Genomic DNA, 18,148 nt, shown 5'->3' on the forward strand with positions numbered 1-18,148 from the left:
ATTCAAGTCCCAGGGGATTCCAGTATCTCTACAGAGCCGTCTTTTTTTCCTATATAAATAACATCAACACCTGTGAATATTCCATGCTCAACAACGCCGATACATTTTGAAATAGCCTCATCAAGATAAACAGGATCGTCTATTGCTCCAAAATCAGCATCCATAATGAGATTCCCGTTATCCGAGATAACAGGTCCGTCTTTATTTATGCCCATACGCAGCTCTGCCCTTCCTCCGAGTTCTGCTATCTGCTTTACTACGAGTATTCTTGCAGAGGGTATGACCTCAAGCGGAACAGGGTGGCTCAGAATATCTGTGCATTTTGAATCATCCACTACAACAACAAACCGCCGGGAGGATAGAGCCACTATTTTTTCCCGCGTATGCGCGCCTCCTCCGCCTTTGATTGCAGTGAAACTGGCTATCTGATCAGCGCCGTCAATATCAATATCAAGAATGGGGTGCTCATCCAGGGTGGTAAGGGGAATGCCGTGTTCTGCTGCTAAATATGCTGACTGGTAGGATGTGGGTACACCCATGATCCTGAGGCCTGAAGCGACACGTTTTCCAAGTTCTTTTATTGCATAGGCAGTAGTTGAGCCTGTGCCAAGTCCGACGACCATTCCGTTTTTTACAAGCTGGGCGGCCTGCTCTCCTGCAGCCTGCTTTGGATTATTACGATGGGTCATAGTGCGCATCTATGTCTGAGATGATAAAAATACTTGTGGATGATGTCGCCAGAAAGACTGAGTTAAATTTAAATACTATTAATAGTTTGAGGAAGGTTAAAACAAGGTGTTATATGGCTTATCACGTGATGCTGATCCCTACTCTGGGCTGTCCATCTAAGTGTAGTTATTGCTGGAGTTCAGAGGAAGGATCTCCGGTAATGAGCATTGAAACCATCAAAGAAGTGGTTAAATGGCTTAAGAATTTTCGGAGTGAACCGGTTACCTTTACTTTCCATGGTGGGGAACCGCTTCTTGCAGGTGCTGATTTTTACCGAAAAGCGCTACCTCTGCTGGCTGAGGGTTTAAGTCATCTGAAGCCGGCTTTTGCCCTGCAGACCAATCTCTGGAAAATCACCCCGGAACTGGCACAGATCCTGGCTGAATATAATATTCCCATTGGTTCCAGTTTAGATGGACCGCAGGAGCTTACTGACCTGCAGAGAGGAAAAGGTTACTACGAGAAGACCATGCGGGGCTATGAAATTGCTAAAGCTTCCGGTCTTAAGGTGAGTTTTATCTGCACCTTTACATCCTATTCTGTAAAGTTCAGGGAGGATATTTTTAATTTTTTCCTTGAAAATGGTTTAAATCTTAAATTGCATCCCGCACTGCCATCATTACGTTCCGAAGATCCTGGAAAATGGGCGCTTGATCCGGAAGAGTATGGGGAATTGTTAGTTTATCTTCTGGATAAATACCTGGAGAACATGAGCAGGATTGAACTTATGAATATTGACCACCTGTGTAAATGCGTGTTCACCAACCGGGGCACTGTCTGTACCTTCGTGGATTGTATGGGGGATACGTTTGCAGTGGGACCTGATGGGAGCATATATCCCTGCTATCGCTTTGTGGGGATGCCGGATTATGTTATGGGCAATGTTCATGACCATCCGAACATGGAAGATCTGGCTCAATCTCCCGCATGGAAGCTCATGTTCCAGTTCAAGGAATATGTAGACCAGAACTGCGGGGAATGCAACTATATCAAATTCTGCCGGGGAGGATGTCCCTATAATGCCATAGCACCTACTGAGGGTGAAGTAAAGGGCGTCGATCCCCACTGTACTGCCTATAAGAGGATATTCAAAGAAATAACAGAGCGGTGGGAGAAGGAGTTTTTAGGAGGCTCTGGTATGCCAATGTTTGGGTTTCCATCTGAACCTGCGAGGGATGCCAGGCCGGGTGTGATGGCGATAATGCTTAAGCGGCTCTGATGTTTTCAAATGGAGCTGATAGAGTTTGTTAGAATTTGTAAAAAAGATTTTTCTAATGCGCTGGCTCTGGAGTATATTCGCGGGTTTTTATCTTGTAGCGTTCGTTAAGTTAGAAGTAAGACGGTTAAAAGAGCATGTATCATGGTATGAGCAGAAGGCTACTATCAATAGACCTGCTGTTAACAACTATTTGAGGGCAAATGCGTAAGTCCTAGAATCATAGAAAAAATTTCTGAAAATACAGGGCATAGAGCCGTTATTTGCACATCCCTATTATCCGCAGGATAAAGGCAAGGTAGAGAGGACGATAAGGAACGTTGCAGAGGAATTTGTGAACCTGCAGAGCTACGCTCCACTTCGTGAGCAAGAAATTCCCACAATGGCTGGGTGGGCAGATAAAGGAGTATAAGGTATGGTACAACGAGGAAAGACTACACAGAGGAATAGGGATATAACCGACAAAGCTATATGGGGAGGTGTAACGTTGGAAAGTTGACTTAACATACAGGCATTAACGGCTTATGAAATATTATTTTCAAATGGTGAATAAAACTTTTCATCCAATGCTACTATACATTTAAGAGACTCTGCATTGGTAATTTCACCGTTCGTAAATTTTTTTACAACCTCTTTTAAATCATTTTCATTTCCGAATTTTATAATCGTCTTGTATGCCTCATTCCTAACATCTGGTGAAGAATCCCTCAGCAGATCTGTTGTTGCTGCAAGATCATCATAAGTGGTTAATTTTTCAAACACTCTTACGGCCGCTGCTTTTATATTTGGTTCAGGACTTCTCAGCATATCTATTACTGTTGTAAGATCATCATGAGTAACTAATTTTTCAAATGCTTTGATAGCCACATCTCTTATTTCATGTTCTGAATCCCGGAGTATATTGATTATAGTATAAAGGTCATCATGAGTAACTAATTTTTCAAATGCTTTAATAGCTGCTCTTCTAGCATACCAACTTCTCTCCCTTAGCAAGCCTATTATCTTCGGTAAATCATCATGTGTTACCAATTTTTCAAAAGCAAAAAAAGCAGCATAACTTACATGTCCACCCCGGTTTCTCATATAATAGCCACCTTTAAGTATATCTATTATTCTTGGTAGGTCATCATGTGTTACAAATTTTTCAAATTCTTTGGAAGCGTTTTCCATTTCATCTACACTAAAAATCCTTTGGTATCTCGTTTTGAAGAAATCCTCAAGTGTTGTTATTGTATAATTATCCATAGAATCAAATTCTTCGGCAGTTTTATCTCGCTCTCTAAGAATCATATTGTATCTCTTCTTTAAGAAGTGCTCAAGCTCCATTAATCTAAAATTATCTTCCGAATCTAATTCTTTAGGTTTATTTTTCATCTCTTCCTTCTCGTCCAGATACACTTTAAAAAAATCATCATAGAAATAATCTATGTTCTTATATTTAAAGATCATACATATTATTGGAGTAAGATCATCATGAGTGACTAATTTCTCAAACATTGTAAACGCAGTTCTTCTCACAGTTATATCATGGCTATTGATCATATCCATTATTGTTTCGAAGTCGTTGTAAGCTGTTAATTTTTCATACACTGCATCAACTGTATCTTTGGTATTTTTATCATAATCCATACGCATATATACTATACTTTTAATTTTATCATGAGTAACTAATTTTCTTAATGCCTCCGTCATTACTTTTCGTATATATGGATTTGTGTCATTAAGCATATCTATTATTATCGGAATATCACTATGAATCACTAATCTATCAAATGCTCCTGTAGCAACTCTTTTTATGGTTGTATCAGCATCTTTGAGCATGCCCATTATTATCGGAATATCACTATGAATCACTAATCTATCAAATGCCTCGATCATAGTTCTCCTCACATTTATATCAGAGTCTTTTAGCATATCGATTATTGTTATTAGATTGCTATGAGTCGCGAATTTATCAAATGCTCCTGTAGCCGCTCCTCTCATTTTTAGAGTAGGATCCATTACAATATCTGTTCTACCTAATCTCTCAAGTGCAACGGTTGCAGCTTCTCTGACTTTCGAAGATCTACCAGCTAATGCTTTCTTAACAATCGTTATATACACACCTTTATCTTCTCTGAACCACCACCATGCAGGCCCGTTCCCTATAAGATAACTGAAAATTAGTAATTCTTTTTCATCAAAATCAGGAATAATCGATTCTTTCATAGAATACAATAAAGCCATCTCATTGGGCTCAAGAAGTGTAGGAATAAATGTATAATGTTTTGCCTTTGTTCGAAGTATGTCCCTGACACCCCTTAACGGACGCTCACTATCTTTTATCATCTCCTCCACTTTTGATGCTAGGAAGTCATGAATAATTTCATAATTTTCGTCATCTAAATGCCTAATCAATCTCTTTTTCACTAATAGATCAAGTAATTCTTGAAGTTCGTTGTCGATAATTTTTAAATATCGTTTAAGGTCAGATTTATTTTTCTGCTCTTTTGCTCTATCTCTAATAAGTTCTTTTAAAATCTCCTCTACGTTTCTTCTTTTTTCTGAATTAGCATCTCCGAACTCGTTTAATTGATAGATAAGATAATTACCAATGATATTTTCGACATTTACTGCTTTATTATTATAAAGTTCTTCTGTTATAACACCATTGTTCGATTTTGCTAAATTGATCAAGCTACTTGCTACTATTTGAATAAACGGTGGATAAAATCTTCCATTTTCTGATTTTTTATCTATTTCTTCAATAATCTTTTCAAGCAGTTCATCGGTAATACTGACATTACCTGTAGAAAATATAGTTCTTAAGACCTCAAATGCAACTGATTTATCAAGACCAAGGAGATGAAATCTTTTTGGATGGGTTATTCCTGATTTATCAAGAAAGGAACCAATTTCAGCTTCGTAATCGCCTCTGTAGGAAAGCAAGGTATGAACATTTCTAAAAGATTTTCCATATATACGCAATAAAGTTCGTCCAATTTTTTCTTTTTCAGGTGGAGGAGAACGAAGTATATCCTCAAATTGATCAATAGCTATAATTATATCGGAATCGCATTGCTCAGATAACTTCTTGATACTAGAGGTAATATCGCTCGATTCATATCCAACTGAAACTTTAGCATTTATATCATTTAAAATACTTTTAACTGGATCAGGGTTAATAGGTCTTGTCCATATGCACTTCCATCCCATACTTCTAAATTTTGGAAAGAGACCCGCTCTTATAAGCGAAGTTTTCCCAACTCCTGAATTTCCAATCAACAAAGAGGTATTTGATCCTATTACTTTAGTCAGAAGTTCTCTGGATTCTCTGTCACGTCCTTTAAAAATTCTCGCCTCATCTTCTGTATAAAAATCCATCTCAATAAGAGTACGTTCATTCTCTTTCTCAGCGTCCCATTTTATTTTTCTTTGGTCAATAAAAGATTTTATTCTATGAGGATATCCATGAGCTTGCAAAACCGGAGCAATGCGTTCTATTTGATTTTGCGTCATTGAAACACCCTTTTCGATAATACTAATATCTTTGGAATTTTCAGGAGCAGCAGTCATTTTAATTTGAGATTCTGCATCAAAATCCCAGCCCTGTATGAGTTTTCTGAATCTTGTTTTATCTTCTTCTTTTTTAGTATCGCCCACATTAATATGAGCAATCCTTGAATTGTCTGTATGCAGGACATCAGCAAGTTTGAACAGTGCCGAGAGAAGTCTAACATGGATATCGTCATTTCCTATCGGATATGTCTCAGGTGTATCATCAAAGACTTCATCAATATCATGAGAACCTATAATATAACTCAAAACCTTACCTTCGGGATCACTGACATGATATTTTTCTGGATTGGAGTAAATATCCTTCATTGCAACTGTTGCATGTCCTTCATCAAAATCATCTGATTTTCCTGCATCGTGATAACATGCCGCCGCTGAAATCAAGAATAATTCCAGTGGCGAAAAACGAGTATCTTTTTCATCATCAGAGATTATTTTTCCAAGATTATTCTCAACAGTTATACAATGAAGCGATCCCTGTTGATGGTTTTCTTTAGAACGCTGCCTTTCTTGAAGTTCTTGAGCTTCTGTCCACAGTGTTTCTATTCTATGATAAAGATAAACATCCCTTTTCTCTAATATTTTCCTGATTGGAATTTTTCCCTTCTCACGACCGATCATTAATTGCTAATTCTTTATATAGTGCAATAAATGTTACTATTCAATCTTTAGTTTCTAGTTTTTAATATTTATTTGAATGCAGATTTATCTCTTAGCAATTAAACTCTTGGAAGTTTAGGGTATTAGAAGCTACAAATCTTTTATATAAAAACTATGAATAGGCTTCATTCCCGTGATGTACCTCATTATAAATTTTATCCGTGCCCTCATTTTTAGCGCTACTATTATCCTACAGGCTCAAGATATTCTAAGCATGCACACAATCCCTATAGAGAGCAGTCACTATACCCCGTACTTGAACAGTAGTTGGCAAGGTAAAGTTTATCATCACACTATACTTATCTTTTCAATATGTTATCGTCCACTGAGATGAGGTTATACCAAACCCTCAAGAAGAAGTTCTATCCGATGTTTGAATTCAAGCAGAGACATAATGTCACTACAGGCAGACAAGATAATCTTTTAGACTGCATTGTTCATGCAGCCATAACTGATGATTTTATAGAGAACAGTACGCAAATCCTAAAATCGAGAGAAAAGGATGTACCTGCTCCGAGAACAATAAGATATCACTTAGAAAAGCTTGAAATCGATGAAATTCTCAGGCAAGAGAGCAAAATTTCTGAAGAACTGTATCGAATGGTAGAGAAACAGAGATGGTTTGTGAATAAGGTGGACCTCTCAATTGATACACATGACTGGATGTACTACGGCGATACAGATGATGAGATGGTTCTTGGCACACAAGCAAAAAATGGTACCTCCTACGCATACAAGTTTGCAACTATAAACGTTGTTGAGAGAGGGATCAGGTTTACACTGAAAGCACTTCCAATCAGGAATTACTCAGAGATTTGCAATGTAGTGGAGGAGCTTATCAAATACGCTATGCAAAAAGTGAAGATTAAAAGGATTTACCTCGATCGTGGATTCTATGAAGTTCCAATTGTTAGAATGCTCAAGAGATTGGGCGTACATTTTGTAATCCAGGCAAAGAAAAGTACAGGGATAATGAAGGTTATCGAGAAGAATAAAGATAAAAAGGTAATTGCAGTGGACTATAAAATGAAGAGGAAGCGAAAAGCACCTTCAGGGAAAGAAGATGTTAAACTGTTTATCATTCCGCACAGACGAAAGAAAAATGAGCGTGTATGCTTTGTAACAAACCTGGATGTAAATGAGAAAAATGCTAAGAAGTATGCTGAGGGTTACAGGAAGAGATGGGGCATAGAAACAAGCTACAGGGTGAAGAAGGAAGCTTTCAGACCAAAGACGACATCGAAGAACTATGCTATCAGATTATTTTTCTTCCTTTTCTCCGTATGCCTCTATAACCTGTGGATTTTGATTAATATCGGTCTGGGACTAGCACTCGACAGGAGAAAGCCAGAAAAACCATTAGTCACGGCGAAAATGTTCGGAAATTTGTTTATCGCTGCTTATGATATTGGGGGATTAACTTAGCTCGTCCAATAGTCCTTATTTCTTCGATACTTGCTCTATGGGATATCATCGTGAAAATGATTATATTTGTCTACATTGCCAACTACTGTTGAAGGGTACAGCTCTTGTTAGCGTTTTTTGCCTGTAAAGCTTTTTCGCCGCTTGTACAGTTCTGGGTGGAAATGTATTTTTCAACCACTTCCCGGCCCTGCCCAACCGAGCCATGATAGCAACCAGGAGCCTGGAGATGATCTTCACATCTTTAAAAGTCGGTGCAGGGCTCCAATGTGGGGCGACTGTAAAGGCGCGCTGCAAGCTCGTCGTTGCTCAGGTCAGTGATCTTAGCAACATACCTTAAAACCATTAAATATAGAGAAGTAAAAGATATAGAAAAACAAAAGAATGGTAGCAACTGAGAAATTGAAAATCATGATGCTTAGAGCTTTTTTAGATTATAGACACAGAGCAAAAACCATAACTCTCTGTGCTCTGGTATGAAAAAGTTCAACTATATCGCATCTTAGATTCCGATGTGGTTCAGCTAATATAAAACAACGAACTGGTACGAACTCGATACGAACTCGGGCTTATGAGTTCGTTTAAGTTCGTTTTGAGTTCGTTGTTAATCGTCTTTTTCATGTTAATTTATGAACAGCGTTCATAGCAGACTCTGTGGTTGATTATCCTGTCTCAGCCATTTTAATAAATTACGGATCATATCACGAACCCGGTCTCGGATCTGGGCAGTGCCTTGATCAGAATAAAGTCCCTCATCTTTGATGGAAGCACCCGCGCCACTTCCTTCATAGTTACACCTTCTACGAACTTGATATTCTCTATCTGCTCATGGTACTCCTTATACGGAAGCTTGACACGCGCACCGTTCATCTGTAAAGTGATGGGAAGGGGATGCAGGCTGTCGATGATCTCCTGTACCTGCTCTTCGATCTCTTTCTTGATTCGCGGCGGTGCTACAGCCAGCGGGTCCTTTGCGATCTCCATTCGCGTATTATCCAGGACATTACCGATCACATCCGCAAGTTTATCCAGCGTTCGCAGCTCCTCGGAATGGCGCATATGGTGCAGGATACGGCCAAAATTCCCCACATAAGCAGTGGCATTGGGGACATCCTCGGTCTTAAGTTCAGGCGCTCCTGTGACTATGATCGGTATCTCTATCCCTTCGTAGAATCTCTTTGATTTCTCGATGATACAGTGCTCGTAATTCCCAAGTACGAACACAGCAACATCGTGCTCGTTAATAAGATCGCGCTCATAAGCAGTAATCTGGCATATCCTTTTTCCCACACCCCTTGCCAGGCCGATCATGTTGGTCTTGGCTCCCTTTTTCCTCAGGAATTCAGCCACATCGCAATCAAGATGTGGAAGATGATGATATGCAAGAGTGGGTGCCACAGTTGCGATCTCAGTCCCTGTAAGGGGTGCGCGTGTGACCTTGCCAAGAAGATCTCTTGCTTTATTCTCCACGATTTCCATATCGTTTATCGGGACAAGCATCAGCAGCACAACGCCGGTCTGCAGCACATTCTTCTGGAGGATATAACCTCCCAGGTCTTCCACAAGCTCCACCATGTGGTTGTGCTTATATACGCCGCCCTCATACATCACAGGTTCAAGCATTTTCTTCTCTCCGCAGGGTATCCATCATATCTTTTCCCTTCTTTATCCACTCGGGTTTGAGTGTATCCTCTGAGGCAACAAACAGAACATGTGAAGTTGAGAGCTCATGTTTGCGCACCCTGAAGCCTTCAGGTATAATGCGAAGCGCAATAGCATCGATCAGGCGGTCAAGGATCTCCTGCTGGCGCTCTTCGATTACAAGTTCACGCAGGGCATCCACTTCCTTTACGGGATCGGTCTTTACAACTATTACTTTCTTATCAGGCTGTTCGACATTCTCCTTGCCGTATCTTTCCCAGAGCTTATTAAGCAGTTTTACAGTATAGACCTCCCTCTCCAGTTCTATCCTCACCTCATCCCTGCCAAGAGACCCCATCTCTACTCTGGCAAAATCCTTAAGTTTAATAGCAGGCGTTCCGAGGCGAAGTGTGGCAGCGAATATAAAAACCGATTCAACCGGGTCCATAAAAACTTTTAACCTCCCTATGGCCCTGTTCAGAGAAAGATCCGCCAGATTATCCTGTATCAGAATGCGGGTGGCTTTTGCTCCAACAGCATCCGCGCATTCAACAGTTATTGTATCAAGCTGCTCCATCATATCCTCTTATCTTGAAATGAATCCTGATACCAGTAAAGCCGCCCCGACCGCTCCTATGTACTGTGCATTGTCGGGAACAATGACTTTCACTTTAAGCAGTTCCTCAACTGCCCTTGGTAATCCTTCAATAAGAGATGTGCCGCCCACCATTATCACAGGTTCTTTAACATCAACCTCCTGTAGCTGCTGTTCGAATAATTGCTCTGCAACGCTGTGGCATGCCGCTGCTGCCACATCCTCCGGGTTACCTCCCGCGGCCAGTGAATTAACAAGAGACTGGATACCGAAGACAATGCAGTAGCTGTTCATTTTAATATTCTGGGCTCTTCCTTTTATTGCAAGGGCGCCAAGCTCTGTTATGCTCACTCCGAGCCTTTTTGCAGTCATCTCAAGGAACCTTCCTGATGCACCTGCGCATATCCCGCCCATTGTGAACATTCCGGGAATGCCATCGAGGACAGAGATCGCTTTATTATCCATACCGCCAATATCAAGAACAGTGGCAACCCCTTTTTGCATATCTGCAAGATAAACCGCGCCTTTTGAGTTGACTGTGATCTCCTCCTGGATGAGGTCTGCCTTAAAATGCTCACCTACAAGGAAGCGGCCATACCCTGTCGTACCGAGTGCCTGTACTTCTTCGCGTTTAATACCTGCCTCTTTTAATGCATCGTTATAAGCTTCTTCAGCACTATCAAGCACTTTTACTGTGGGTACCCATCCTTTGCCGATTATTTCATTATCCCGCATTATAACTGCTTTTGTCGTTGTTGAGCCAGAGTCTATGCCTGCTGTGAGGCCACTCTGTTTCTCTCTTGCAAGGAGACTCTTTCTGCGCGCGGTCGTGGTAAGTGCTTCCATCCTTGTAAGAAGGGTTCCTGCAGTCGTTCTTTCTGTGAATGAATAGCTTATGACCGGAATACCTGTTTTCTCGTGGATATATCTGCGTACCTCACTCCTGACAAGAGCTGCTTCTGCACATCTGAAGCATGTTGCAACAAAAACAGCGTCAACATGCACTTTCCCTGTCACGATAGCTTTTGCCCTTGCCATCATGAGTTTGAGATCAGGGCTTGCAACTTTAAGTCCGAAATCTTCTTCGATTGCTTCTATATCCAGAATATCTATTTCAGGATAGACCATTACTGCATTGACCTGCTCTACAGCGGAATCTATTTCTTTCTGTATACCGCTGTACTCTGCGCCGCATGAGAGCTGGGCTATCCTTACAGGATTTTCAGTGTTGCTCATTTTTTTTCTCCGTGAGGGATTTCAGGAATTCTGAGATCTTATATACAAACTCTTTCGCCTCATCCTCGGTTGATGGATAATCCAGTTCAAGTAAAGGGATTTTTTTTGCCCGTATCAGGAAATTGACTAATTCATTTGTCCTTGCACATCCCATACAGCCAAATGGTATCACAGGATCTCTGATTATGATAGCCGCTTCTGCGCTCTGGATAAGCGGACCAAATAGCGACATCCTTCCTCTTACACCGGACGGCACCTCCACAGCAGCATACTTCAGGCCGATCTTGGGGTCCTCAGGCGTGATATTAAGGGGCGGCGAATCAAGTCCCTGCGCCCTGACTTTTTTTCCGATCTCCTGCATTAGAGCAAGGGGTTCATGCCCGAACCGCTCAACTAAGTCTGAGAGAATAAGACTGTTTGTCGGGTAGATAAATACCTTCATTGCGATACCTCTGATTCAATTATTTCCTTAAGCTTCTCCACATCAAGTTTTTTAATTCGCTGCTTATGTCCTGGAACCTCACCTCTATCCAGTGCTCTCAGAGCCGATGCTATATGAGGTAGCATCCTGTCTTCTGTCTCAAGATTATGGAATCCGGGTCTTGCGCCACCGCGTCTTGTTGCTCTGCAGCGGTAGGGCTCACCAGGTGCAAGGCCCCGCTCTTTAATGAAGATGCCGTAGGGATCAATCTTACGAATATCGTTCAATAGCGAATTCACCACTGAGCGTTCTCCTGATACCATAGCTCCAAAGCAGGTCTCCTTTATCATCACATCTGCATTTGATTCATATAGCTTTATAACAATATCGCTTGGCAGTACCTTTGTGGAATTGATTACAATCATCTTTGTTATGGTGTCCATTATTAGACCTCTCTAATGTAAACTACATCTCCGGCCTTTACCCCTCTTAGCCTATCGGGATCAATTACCTTTCCTATAATGTTCGTACATTCGAATTTTTCACCTGTTGGACCGTACCTGTCATCATCAGTAAGCCTGACACCTATCATGCCGTAACGTTTGGCCGCCTGGTTTGTAACCCCGATATCTCCTGCTCTGGCTGTGGTCTTCGGGATATTCTCTGGATTTATCTCCTTATATGCTTCAGCTTCTTTTTCAGACCTGAACAGGTATGTGTTCTCGTATGTATAGAATACAGGCAGAGGCCCCAGCGGCCGATCTTTAAGACGCAGAGAATGCCTGAAGAAATCAAGTGTCTTGGGTGCGAGATCATAATAGAAACTGACATCAATTATTTTATCAGATCTTACACCAAGTCCTGTCACAATGCCCTCACCTATGATCTCGATTGTGGTATCCGGGTCCTGCTCAACTATGATCGCATCCTCACCAGTGTATCCTCTTTTCTCCAGTCTCAATCCCCTTGCACTTAGCATCTCTTCTGCCTGCTCAAAGCTCATTCCAAGGATCATGACCTGCTCAGGATTGGATAGAGCTGTAAGCCTGCTGCCATGTTCTGCTATCCTTATGAGTTCAATCCCCGCAGATACATGCCCTACCACGCTGTGTACAGCACTTGATGTCCTGTCCTCTTTATAGATATATGCTCGACCGTTTCCCAGGCCATCGGTGCGAACTGCTACTGAGCCCTCAGAACGGGCCTCCCAGTGCTCATAAGGACATCCCTCACCTTTTAGTGCATCATCAGAGATGAACGAGTTTGAGAACGTATCAATATTGAATATTTTCTTCCTGATAACTGCAAGAAAATGCTCTGCGCCTTCAGGTGCCTCGTTGACAAGGTCCACCTTAAAATAAGTGAATATCCTCATCCCATCCTCAAGCATGGTGCTCAGATCATGGGTTGAAACCTTATCAAGAAGAGTTTCCCATCGTACGACAGGCTCTATTTTTATTAACGTATCCCCCTGTTTGAGCTTTGCGATAATATCCTTACCGCTTATAACCTTCCCGACCAGAGCATCCTGTGGGCTGCCGTAATCCGAGATATGCCTGTTTTTTGAGAACATAAGATATGTATTCTTTGCATCATATCCCCCTGTCCCAAAGAAAATATCATAGCGATTATATTTTTTTTCTGCTCTCTCTGGAAGTATATCTGTTTCAACAGGTCCAAACGCAACAGAGTTATTGGTCTCCCAGTGCGCTTTTATATTTAAAAAATTATGACTGAACCTGTTCCATATCATTGAGTCGCCGATCAGTTCAATCCTGAATTCCCCTTTTGTGGTGAATACCCTGTATTCGGATGTCGCTTCTTCTTTCTGGGTACCGGATTTTAAGATCCCTGCTGTAGTGCCTGGAATATAGAATGTTTTACTGAGTTCTATGGCATCTCTCAGGTTTGAACCGTTTTTTAATTCTAGTCTTTGCCCATTAATCTCTATTGTGATCACGTGTCACCTTTGGTTGCCAGTTCTATTTTAACTCTTTGACTATTCCTTCCAGGGCTTCCTCTCGCTCTTTCTGTGAGAGTTTTGATAAAACAGAGTCTGAGTCTCCGATATCGACAATCTTACCAAGCCGCATTAATGCAGCCCTGTCGCATATCTGACCAACAAAATCCATATCATGGGACACTATGACAAAAGTCTCACCCAGTTCTTTCCTGGCATGGAGAATAGATTTTGCAATTTCTATCTTGGTTACCGGGTCCATCGTTCCCGTAGGTTCATCAAAAACAAGTATTCTTGGCTCTTTTATAAGTACCTGGGCCATAGCCACTCTGTGTCTTTCTCCCTCGCTCAATTCATCAGGCATCTTGGTGAGAATCTCTTTTGCCTTTTTCTCTGTGAAACCTGCTGTCATCAATGTCTGGATTGCCTTTCTCTCACCTAATTCAAAGGGCAGATCAAGGCCGATAGATTCGGTCAGGTTATCGATAACATTTCTATGTGGATAAAGACTGTACTCCTGATGGAGCACGCCAATATATTTAGTAGCCCTTCCTTTCTTATCAGGACCGAACTGTGTAAGATCGATCCACTCATCCCCTATCCTGACTTCAATTGAGCCAGAGGTGGGTCGCAGCAATCCTGATATGATCTTGGAGGTTGTTGTTTTACCTGCTCCGCTTACGCCTATTAATCCGAATATCTCACTCTCATTTACATCGAGATTGATATCATTGACTGCCCTGACAATGCCTCTATCAAGAGAGAAGTATGTCATCTTCAGGTCACGTGCGCGGATAATGGGTTTTCCGATCTCCACTTCATCCTGGTTACCTATCTCACCGACTTCTTTCATGAACTCAGATGCTACATCCTGTGGATCGCCGATTTTTATTATCTTTCCCTCATCAAGCCACAGCGCTCTGTGTGATAGTTCCTCGATAACCTTGGGCCAGTGAGAGGTGATAATAAGTGACATCTTAAAATCCCTTGTTGCACTCAGGATAGTCTCATGAACAAGTTCTGCGGTTTTGGGATCAAGAGTTCCGGTGGGCTCATCCGCAAGTAACAGTATCGGGTTCTTAACAAGCTGCCTTGCAAGAACAACACGCTGCTTCTCACCGCCGGATAATTCTCTTGCTATGTGCATCATCCTGTTGGAGAGATTGACATGATCCAGCAGATCAGCCGCCCTGTTTATTGCATCAGGTCCAAGCTGGCCGATCTCCTGAAGTGCGTTCATGACGTTCACAATAACCCTCTCGTCACCATACAATGCGAAAGTCCTCTGAAGCATGATAGCAATTCTTCGGGTCACATCCCTCCTGATCGGGTCGTGAATGGGTAGTTTTACGAAATCTACCTCAAATTTCTCAAGTTTTGATTTGCATTTAGGACAGGGCGTCCCTGCTTTGCTGGGACGTTCAATTAACCCGCATTCATTGCATTTAGAGAGGTGGTATATCACACTTCCTGAGATATCATCAAAAGCCTCTACTCCTCTTAATACATGCATGAGAATAGATTTCCCGGCACTGCTTTTTCCCAGTATCCCGAGAATCTCTCCCTCTTTGATCTCAATATCTATATCCTTTAGAACATCAACTCCATCGAAGCCAACACGAAGGTCTTTAATTTCGATAAATAGCGTCATGTTTTTATTCACCACTGGTAAGTCATATGACCTCATTAATCCGCTTTATTATAAATATTTGCATTTAACGTGAAAAACCGTTATAGATCATCGATCTTTACGGCGATTTAAGATAGATTAAGCAGTACATAAATATAACGATAATACGTTACATTATGGATCACATATCCATATTTTTTAGTAATATTTATCCCATCTCCTTCTAACTAGATTCCTATGTCTTTGCTTTCACATGATGAATTAGTCTTTCTGCTCAATGAGAAACCCCTTCTCATCGAGCACATGATAGATCCAGAGGTACAGATCCAGCCAAACGGCATAGAATTGACCCTGCAGCGCGTAGAGGCTTATGAAGGCCCTGGCGCTATCGGATATGACAACTCTGATAGAGAGATCCCGCCGACTAAAAAAATCGATTTTGATGACGAGGGGTGGGTTCATCTACCAGAGGGCAGCTACAAGATCATATTCAATGAGATCGTGAATATTCCGAAAAATATCGCTGCGATAGCAAAACCGCGCTCAAGCCTGCTGCGGTGCGGGGTGACTATCCAGACCGCTGTCTGGGATGCTGGCTACGGGGGGAGGAGCGAGAGCCTTCTTGTAGTATATAATGAAAACGGCTTCAGGATCAGGAAAAATGCGCGCATTATTCAATTGCTATTTTTCAGGCTCGGTAAGGAGGTACGTGAAGGATATTCAGGCGCATATCAGAACGAGAATATCTGATCTCCGCTATGATGCACTCAGGATTGGTGATTTTAGAGCACATGATTCCCCTTCATATCTATCATGCCAAGCAGTGCGATCCTAAGAAATGCACAGGTAAAAAGCTCTCAAGATTCAACCTGGCAATACTGCATGATAATCCAAGAAAACTCCCCAGGGAAGCTATACTCCTTGATCCTTTAGCAGAGCAGGCGCTCTCACCTTCTGATAATGCAAAATTCGGTCTTGTGGTGCTTGATTGCTCGTGGGAGGAGGTGGAGTGTGTTTTCCCGATACTGAAAAGGCTCAGGTTCAAGCACCGCGCCTTACCATTCTTACTCGCAGCCAACCCTGTGAACTTTGGCAGGCCTTTCAAGCTCAGCACAGTTGAGGCTTTTGCTGCCGCACTCTACATCCTGGGTGAGAAAGAACAGGCAGAGCAGATCTTGAATAAGTTCAAGTGGGGGCAGACGTTCCTGGAACTGAACCGTGAACCTCTTGAGAGGTACTCAAAGGCAAAGGACAGCACCGAGGTTGTGAGGATACAGGGGGAATATTTATGAATCTAGTGCTTTGCGTTCTCTGCGTCCTGGTATGAAAAAGTTCAATATATATCGCATCTTAGACTCGGATGTGGTTGAGCTAATATAAACAACGAACTTGTACGAACTTTATCCCGGCCATTTGACCTCTACCTTAAATAAAAATAAGTTGTTCTATTGTAGGGTGATGGTAGTGCATTCAGAAGAATTGGATAGAATGGAGAAGAAAACTCCAGAACAGATGCTTAGGGTTGAATTAGAGAACGAGTTTGGTTTTTCGCCTATAGTTGCCAGGGCATTACTTAATAAAATTGCCTCATATAATAACTCTAACAACCCCTCTAACCAGTCAGTAGGTACGATTTTTTACTGGGCAGCCTCATCAAAAGAACCTGCTGGTAAACCAATAGAAGAGATAAATCTCGTTCAGGTCAGACTTACCCTGAATGCCAGTACAGATATTTCAGTTCTTCGAAAATCTGGGATGCAAGCTTTACGTGAGGTAAAAATTGCAAGAATTACACAGGAGGCACAGGATCAGGGTGCATATCTCACTCAGGAAGATATTGCAGTACTTCTCTGTTCAAGTGTAAGAACCGTGAGGCGGGATATTGAGCGGTTGAGAAAAAATGGTATCGATATTCCAACTCGTGGACAAAAAATGGACATTGGAAAGGGAGTATCTCATAAAGCCCAGATTGTCGAGCTGTATCTTAAGAATTATCAATACACAGATATTGAGCGACATACTAAACATTCTACAGCAAGCATCGAACGTTATATACAGGATTTCTCAAGAGTGGTTATGCTTCTTAATCAGGATCTAAACATTGCAGATATAAGACCGGCTGCAAACATGTCTGAGAGGCTTATTTATGAATACAAAGCTCTTTATGAAAAATATAACTCGGAGAATAATTCAAGGCTTAATGAGATAAAATCAAAGGCAATTATAGTTAAAAAAGGGGGGATACATGCATGAAATACAATACAGTAGCAATTGAATACGTTCCCCAGCTTAATAAAGGTATGAAAACCGTGTTGTGTTCAAGATTTGTGTCTGAATATGGTTTTTTGGGAGGTAGAGAAGTTATCGAGCTTATTGTGAATGATCTCCTAAAGATAGTACATGACCATGAACTTCCTTTTAGTAATGTCAAGAAGGGGCAGATAGTCTGGCAGGCTGTTGCAAAAGACGAGACCGCTTCCTATGCAAAATCGATGAGCAAAACAAAAACAGTTCCTGTTGTTCTCACCCTGGTCAGCGATGATGATATCAAGATGCGAATAAACGGAACTCCAATAAACAAGATAAGAAAGGTAGTAATAGAACGAATTTTGAAAGAAGCGTATGAACAGGGAGGTGTTTTGAATCAGCCGGATGTAGCTATACTCCTGTCTGTAACAAGACCTGCCGTTGGAAAATTAATTTCCGAAATTCAAAAAGAGAGTGGGGCCATGCTACCATACAGGGGAACTATCCATGATCTTGGACCTACTATTACCCATAAACGAGAGATCGTCAGACTGAGATTGCAAAAGATGTCTACACCTGAAATTTCAAGAAGAACGTATCATAGCGAGGATGCTGTAGACCATTATATTAATGATTTTGAACGAGTGGCAAGAATTGCAGATATATTTGAACCCATAGATGTTGCATTTATAACCAATTTAAGCTTGTCGCTGGTTAATGAATATCTTGATTTAAAAAAGGAATTTATTGATGGAGCGAAAGAATTATGAATAATGTAACTACTCACCTTTTTTAAGCTAAAGCTTTGAGTATGTGCTCTTTTCCAGAGCTGAGAA

Annotated in this window: 17 protein-coding genes; 8 read left to right on the forward strand and 9 right to left on the reverse strand. The window is 41.5% G+C overall.

The features are described 5' to 3' along the window. Positions 1-2: 2 nt before the first annotated feature. Positions 3-689, reverse strand: a complete 687-nt coding sequence (gene rpiA, locus ANME2D_RS05375) for a ribose-5-phosphate isomerase RpiA (protein WP_048089989.1) — start codon at positions 687-689, stop codon at positions 3-5. A gap of 128 nt (positions 690-817) precedes the next feature. On the opposite strand from rpiA, the gene ANME2D_RS05380 reads away from it, so the two are divergent. Further along, complete coding sequence (locus ANME2D_RS05380) at positions 818-1,948, forward strand: TIGR04083 family peptide-modifying radical SAM enzyme (protein WP_241763319.1); 1,131 nt, start codon at positions 818-820, stop codon at positions 1,946-1,948. A gap of 25 nt (positions 1,949-1,973) precedes the next feature. Next, a complete protein-coding gene (locus tag ANME2D_RS05385; protein ID WP_048089621.1) occupies positions 1,974-2,156 on the forward strand; it encodes a hypothetical protein in 183 nt (60 codons plus the stop codon). A 311-nt stretch (positions 2,157-2,467) separates the two neighbouring features. Here ANME2D_RS05385 and ANME2D_RS05390 read toward each other — a convergent pair whose 3' ends face one another. After that, positions 2,468-6,121 carry an nSTAND1 domain-containing NTPase gene (locus ANME2D_RS05390; RefSeq protein ID WP_048089622.1) on the reverse strand — a complete coding sequence of 1,218 codons (3,654 nt, stop codon included), beginning with the start codon at positions 6,119-6,121 and terminating at the stop codon, positions 2,468-2,470. A gap of 351 nt (positions 6,122-6,472) precedes the next feature. Between ANME2D_RS05390 and ANME2D_RS05395 the strand changes: the two genes are divergently transcribed. Beyond that, a complete protein-coding gene (locus ANME2D_RS05395; protein WP_081810149.1) occupies positions 6,473-7,585 on the forward strand; it encodes a transposase in 1,113 nt (370 codons plus the stop codon). A 202-nt stretch (positions 7,586-7,787) separates the two neighbouring features. Continuing rightward, a complete protein-coding gene (locus tag ANME2D_RS18800) occupies positions 7,788-7,922 on the forward strand; it encodes a hypothetical protein (protein WP_277812908.1) in 135 nt (44 codons plus the stop codon). Between the two features lie 356 nt (positions 7,923-8,278). Here the strand turns inward: ANME2D_RS18800 and ANME2D_RS05400 are convergent, their stop codons facing one another. From ANME2D_RS05400 to atwA, 7 genes are read right to left on the reverse strand one after another with little or no spacing between them, the layout of a single operon-like run. Continuing rightward, positions 8,279-9,205, reverse strand: coding sequence for a methanogenesis marker 7 protein (locus tag ANME2D_RS05400; RefSeq protein ID WP_048089624.1), 927 nt, complete (start codon positions 9,203-9,205; stop codon positions 8,279-8,281). Continuing rightward, complete coding sequence (locus tag ANME2D_RS05405; RefSeq protein ID WP_081810150.1) at positions 9,198-9,803, reverse strand: methanogenesis marker 17 protein; 606 nt, start codon at positions 9,801-9,803, stop codon at positions 9,198-9,200. Before ANME2D_RS05405 ends, ANME2D_RS05400 begins: the two co-directional genes overlap by 8 nt. A 6-nt stretch (positions 9,804-9,809) precedes the next feature. Then, positions 9,810-11,054, reverse strand: a complete 1,245-nt coding sequence (locus ANME2D_RS05410; RefSeq protein ID WP_048089628.1) for a methanogenesis marker 15 protein — start codon at positions 11,052-11,054, stop codon at positions 9,810-9,812. Continuing rightward, on the reverse strand, positions 11,041-11,496 hold the full coding sequence (locus ANME2D_RS05415; protein ID WP_048089630.1) for a methanogenesis marker 5 protein: 456 nt from the start codon (positions 11,494-11,496) through the stop codon (positions 11,041-11,043). Before ANME2D_RS05415 ends, ANME2D_RS05410 begins: the two co-directional genes overlap by 14 nt. Beyond that, positions 11,493-11,918, reverse strand: a complete 426-nt coding sequence (locus ANME2D_RS05420; RefSeq protein ID WP_048089633.1) for a methanogenesis marker 6 protein — start codon at positions 11,916-11,918, stop codon at positions 11,493-11,495. Before ANME2D_RS05420 ends, ANME2D_RS05415 begins: the two co-directional genes overlap by 4 nt. Before the next feature lie 2 nt (positions 11,919-11,920). Further along, complete coding sequence (gene mmp3, locus ANME2D_RS05425; RefSeq protein ID WP_052368585.1) at positions 11,921-13,435, reverse strand: methyl-coenzyme M reductase-associated protein Mmp3; 1,515 nt, start codon at positions 13,433-13,435, stop codon at positions 11,921-11,923. Positions 13,436-13,457: 22 nt separating this feature from the next. Further along, positions 13,458-15,086, reverse strand: coding sequence for a methyl coenzyme M reductase system, component A2 (gene atwA, locus ANME2D_RS05430; protein WP_048089635.1), 1,629 nt, complete (start codon positions 15,084-15,086; stop codon positions 13,458-13,460). Positions 15,087-15,302: 216 nt separating this feature from the next. On the opposite strand from atwA, the gene ANME2D_RS05435 reads away from it, so the two are divergent. The 4 genes from ANME2D_RS05435 to ANME2D_RS05450 all read left to right on the forward strand — a co-directional run bounded on the left by ANME2D_RS05435 (position 15,303) and on the right by ANME2D_RS05450 (position 18,082). Then, a complete protein-coding gene (locus ANME2D_RS05435; RefSeq protein ID WP_048089637.1) occupies positions 15,303-15,815 on the forward strand; it encodes a deoxyuridine 5'-triphosphate nucleotidohydrolase in 513 nt (170 codons plus the stop codon). Positions 15,816-15,856: 41 nt separating this feature from the next. Then, entirely contained in the window at positions 15,857-16,357 is a 501-nt protein-coding gene (locus ANME2D_RS05440; RefSeq protein WP_048089640.1) for a DUF367 family protein, read from the forward strand. A 172-nt stretch (positions 16,358-16,529) separates the two neighbouring features. Beyond that, positions 16,530-17,318: a DUF1670 domain-containing protein gene (locus ANME2D_RS05445; protein WP_157833973.1), complete on the forward strand. Its 789-nt coding sequence runs from the start codon at positions 16,530-16,532 to the stop codon at positions 17,316-17,318. Beyond that, positions 17,315-18,082: a DUF1670 domain-containing protein gene (locus tag ANME2D_RS05450; protein WP_048089641.1), complete on the forward strand. Its 768-nt coding sequence runs from the start codon at positions 17,315-17,317 to the stop codon at positions 18,080-18,082. Before ANME2D_RS05445 ends, ANME2D_RS05450 begins: the two co-directional genes overlap by 4 nt. Positions 18,083-18,148 lie beyond the last annotated feature (66 nt).

Source organism: Candidatus Methanoperedens nitratireducens (assembly GCF_000685155.1).
Taxonomy (GTDB): Archaea; Halobacteriota; Methanosarcinia; order Methanosarcinales; family Methanoperedenaceae; genus Methanoperedens; species Methanoperedens nitratireducens.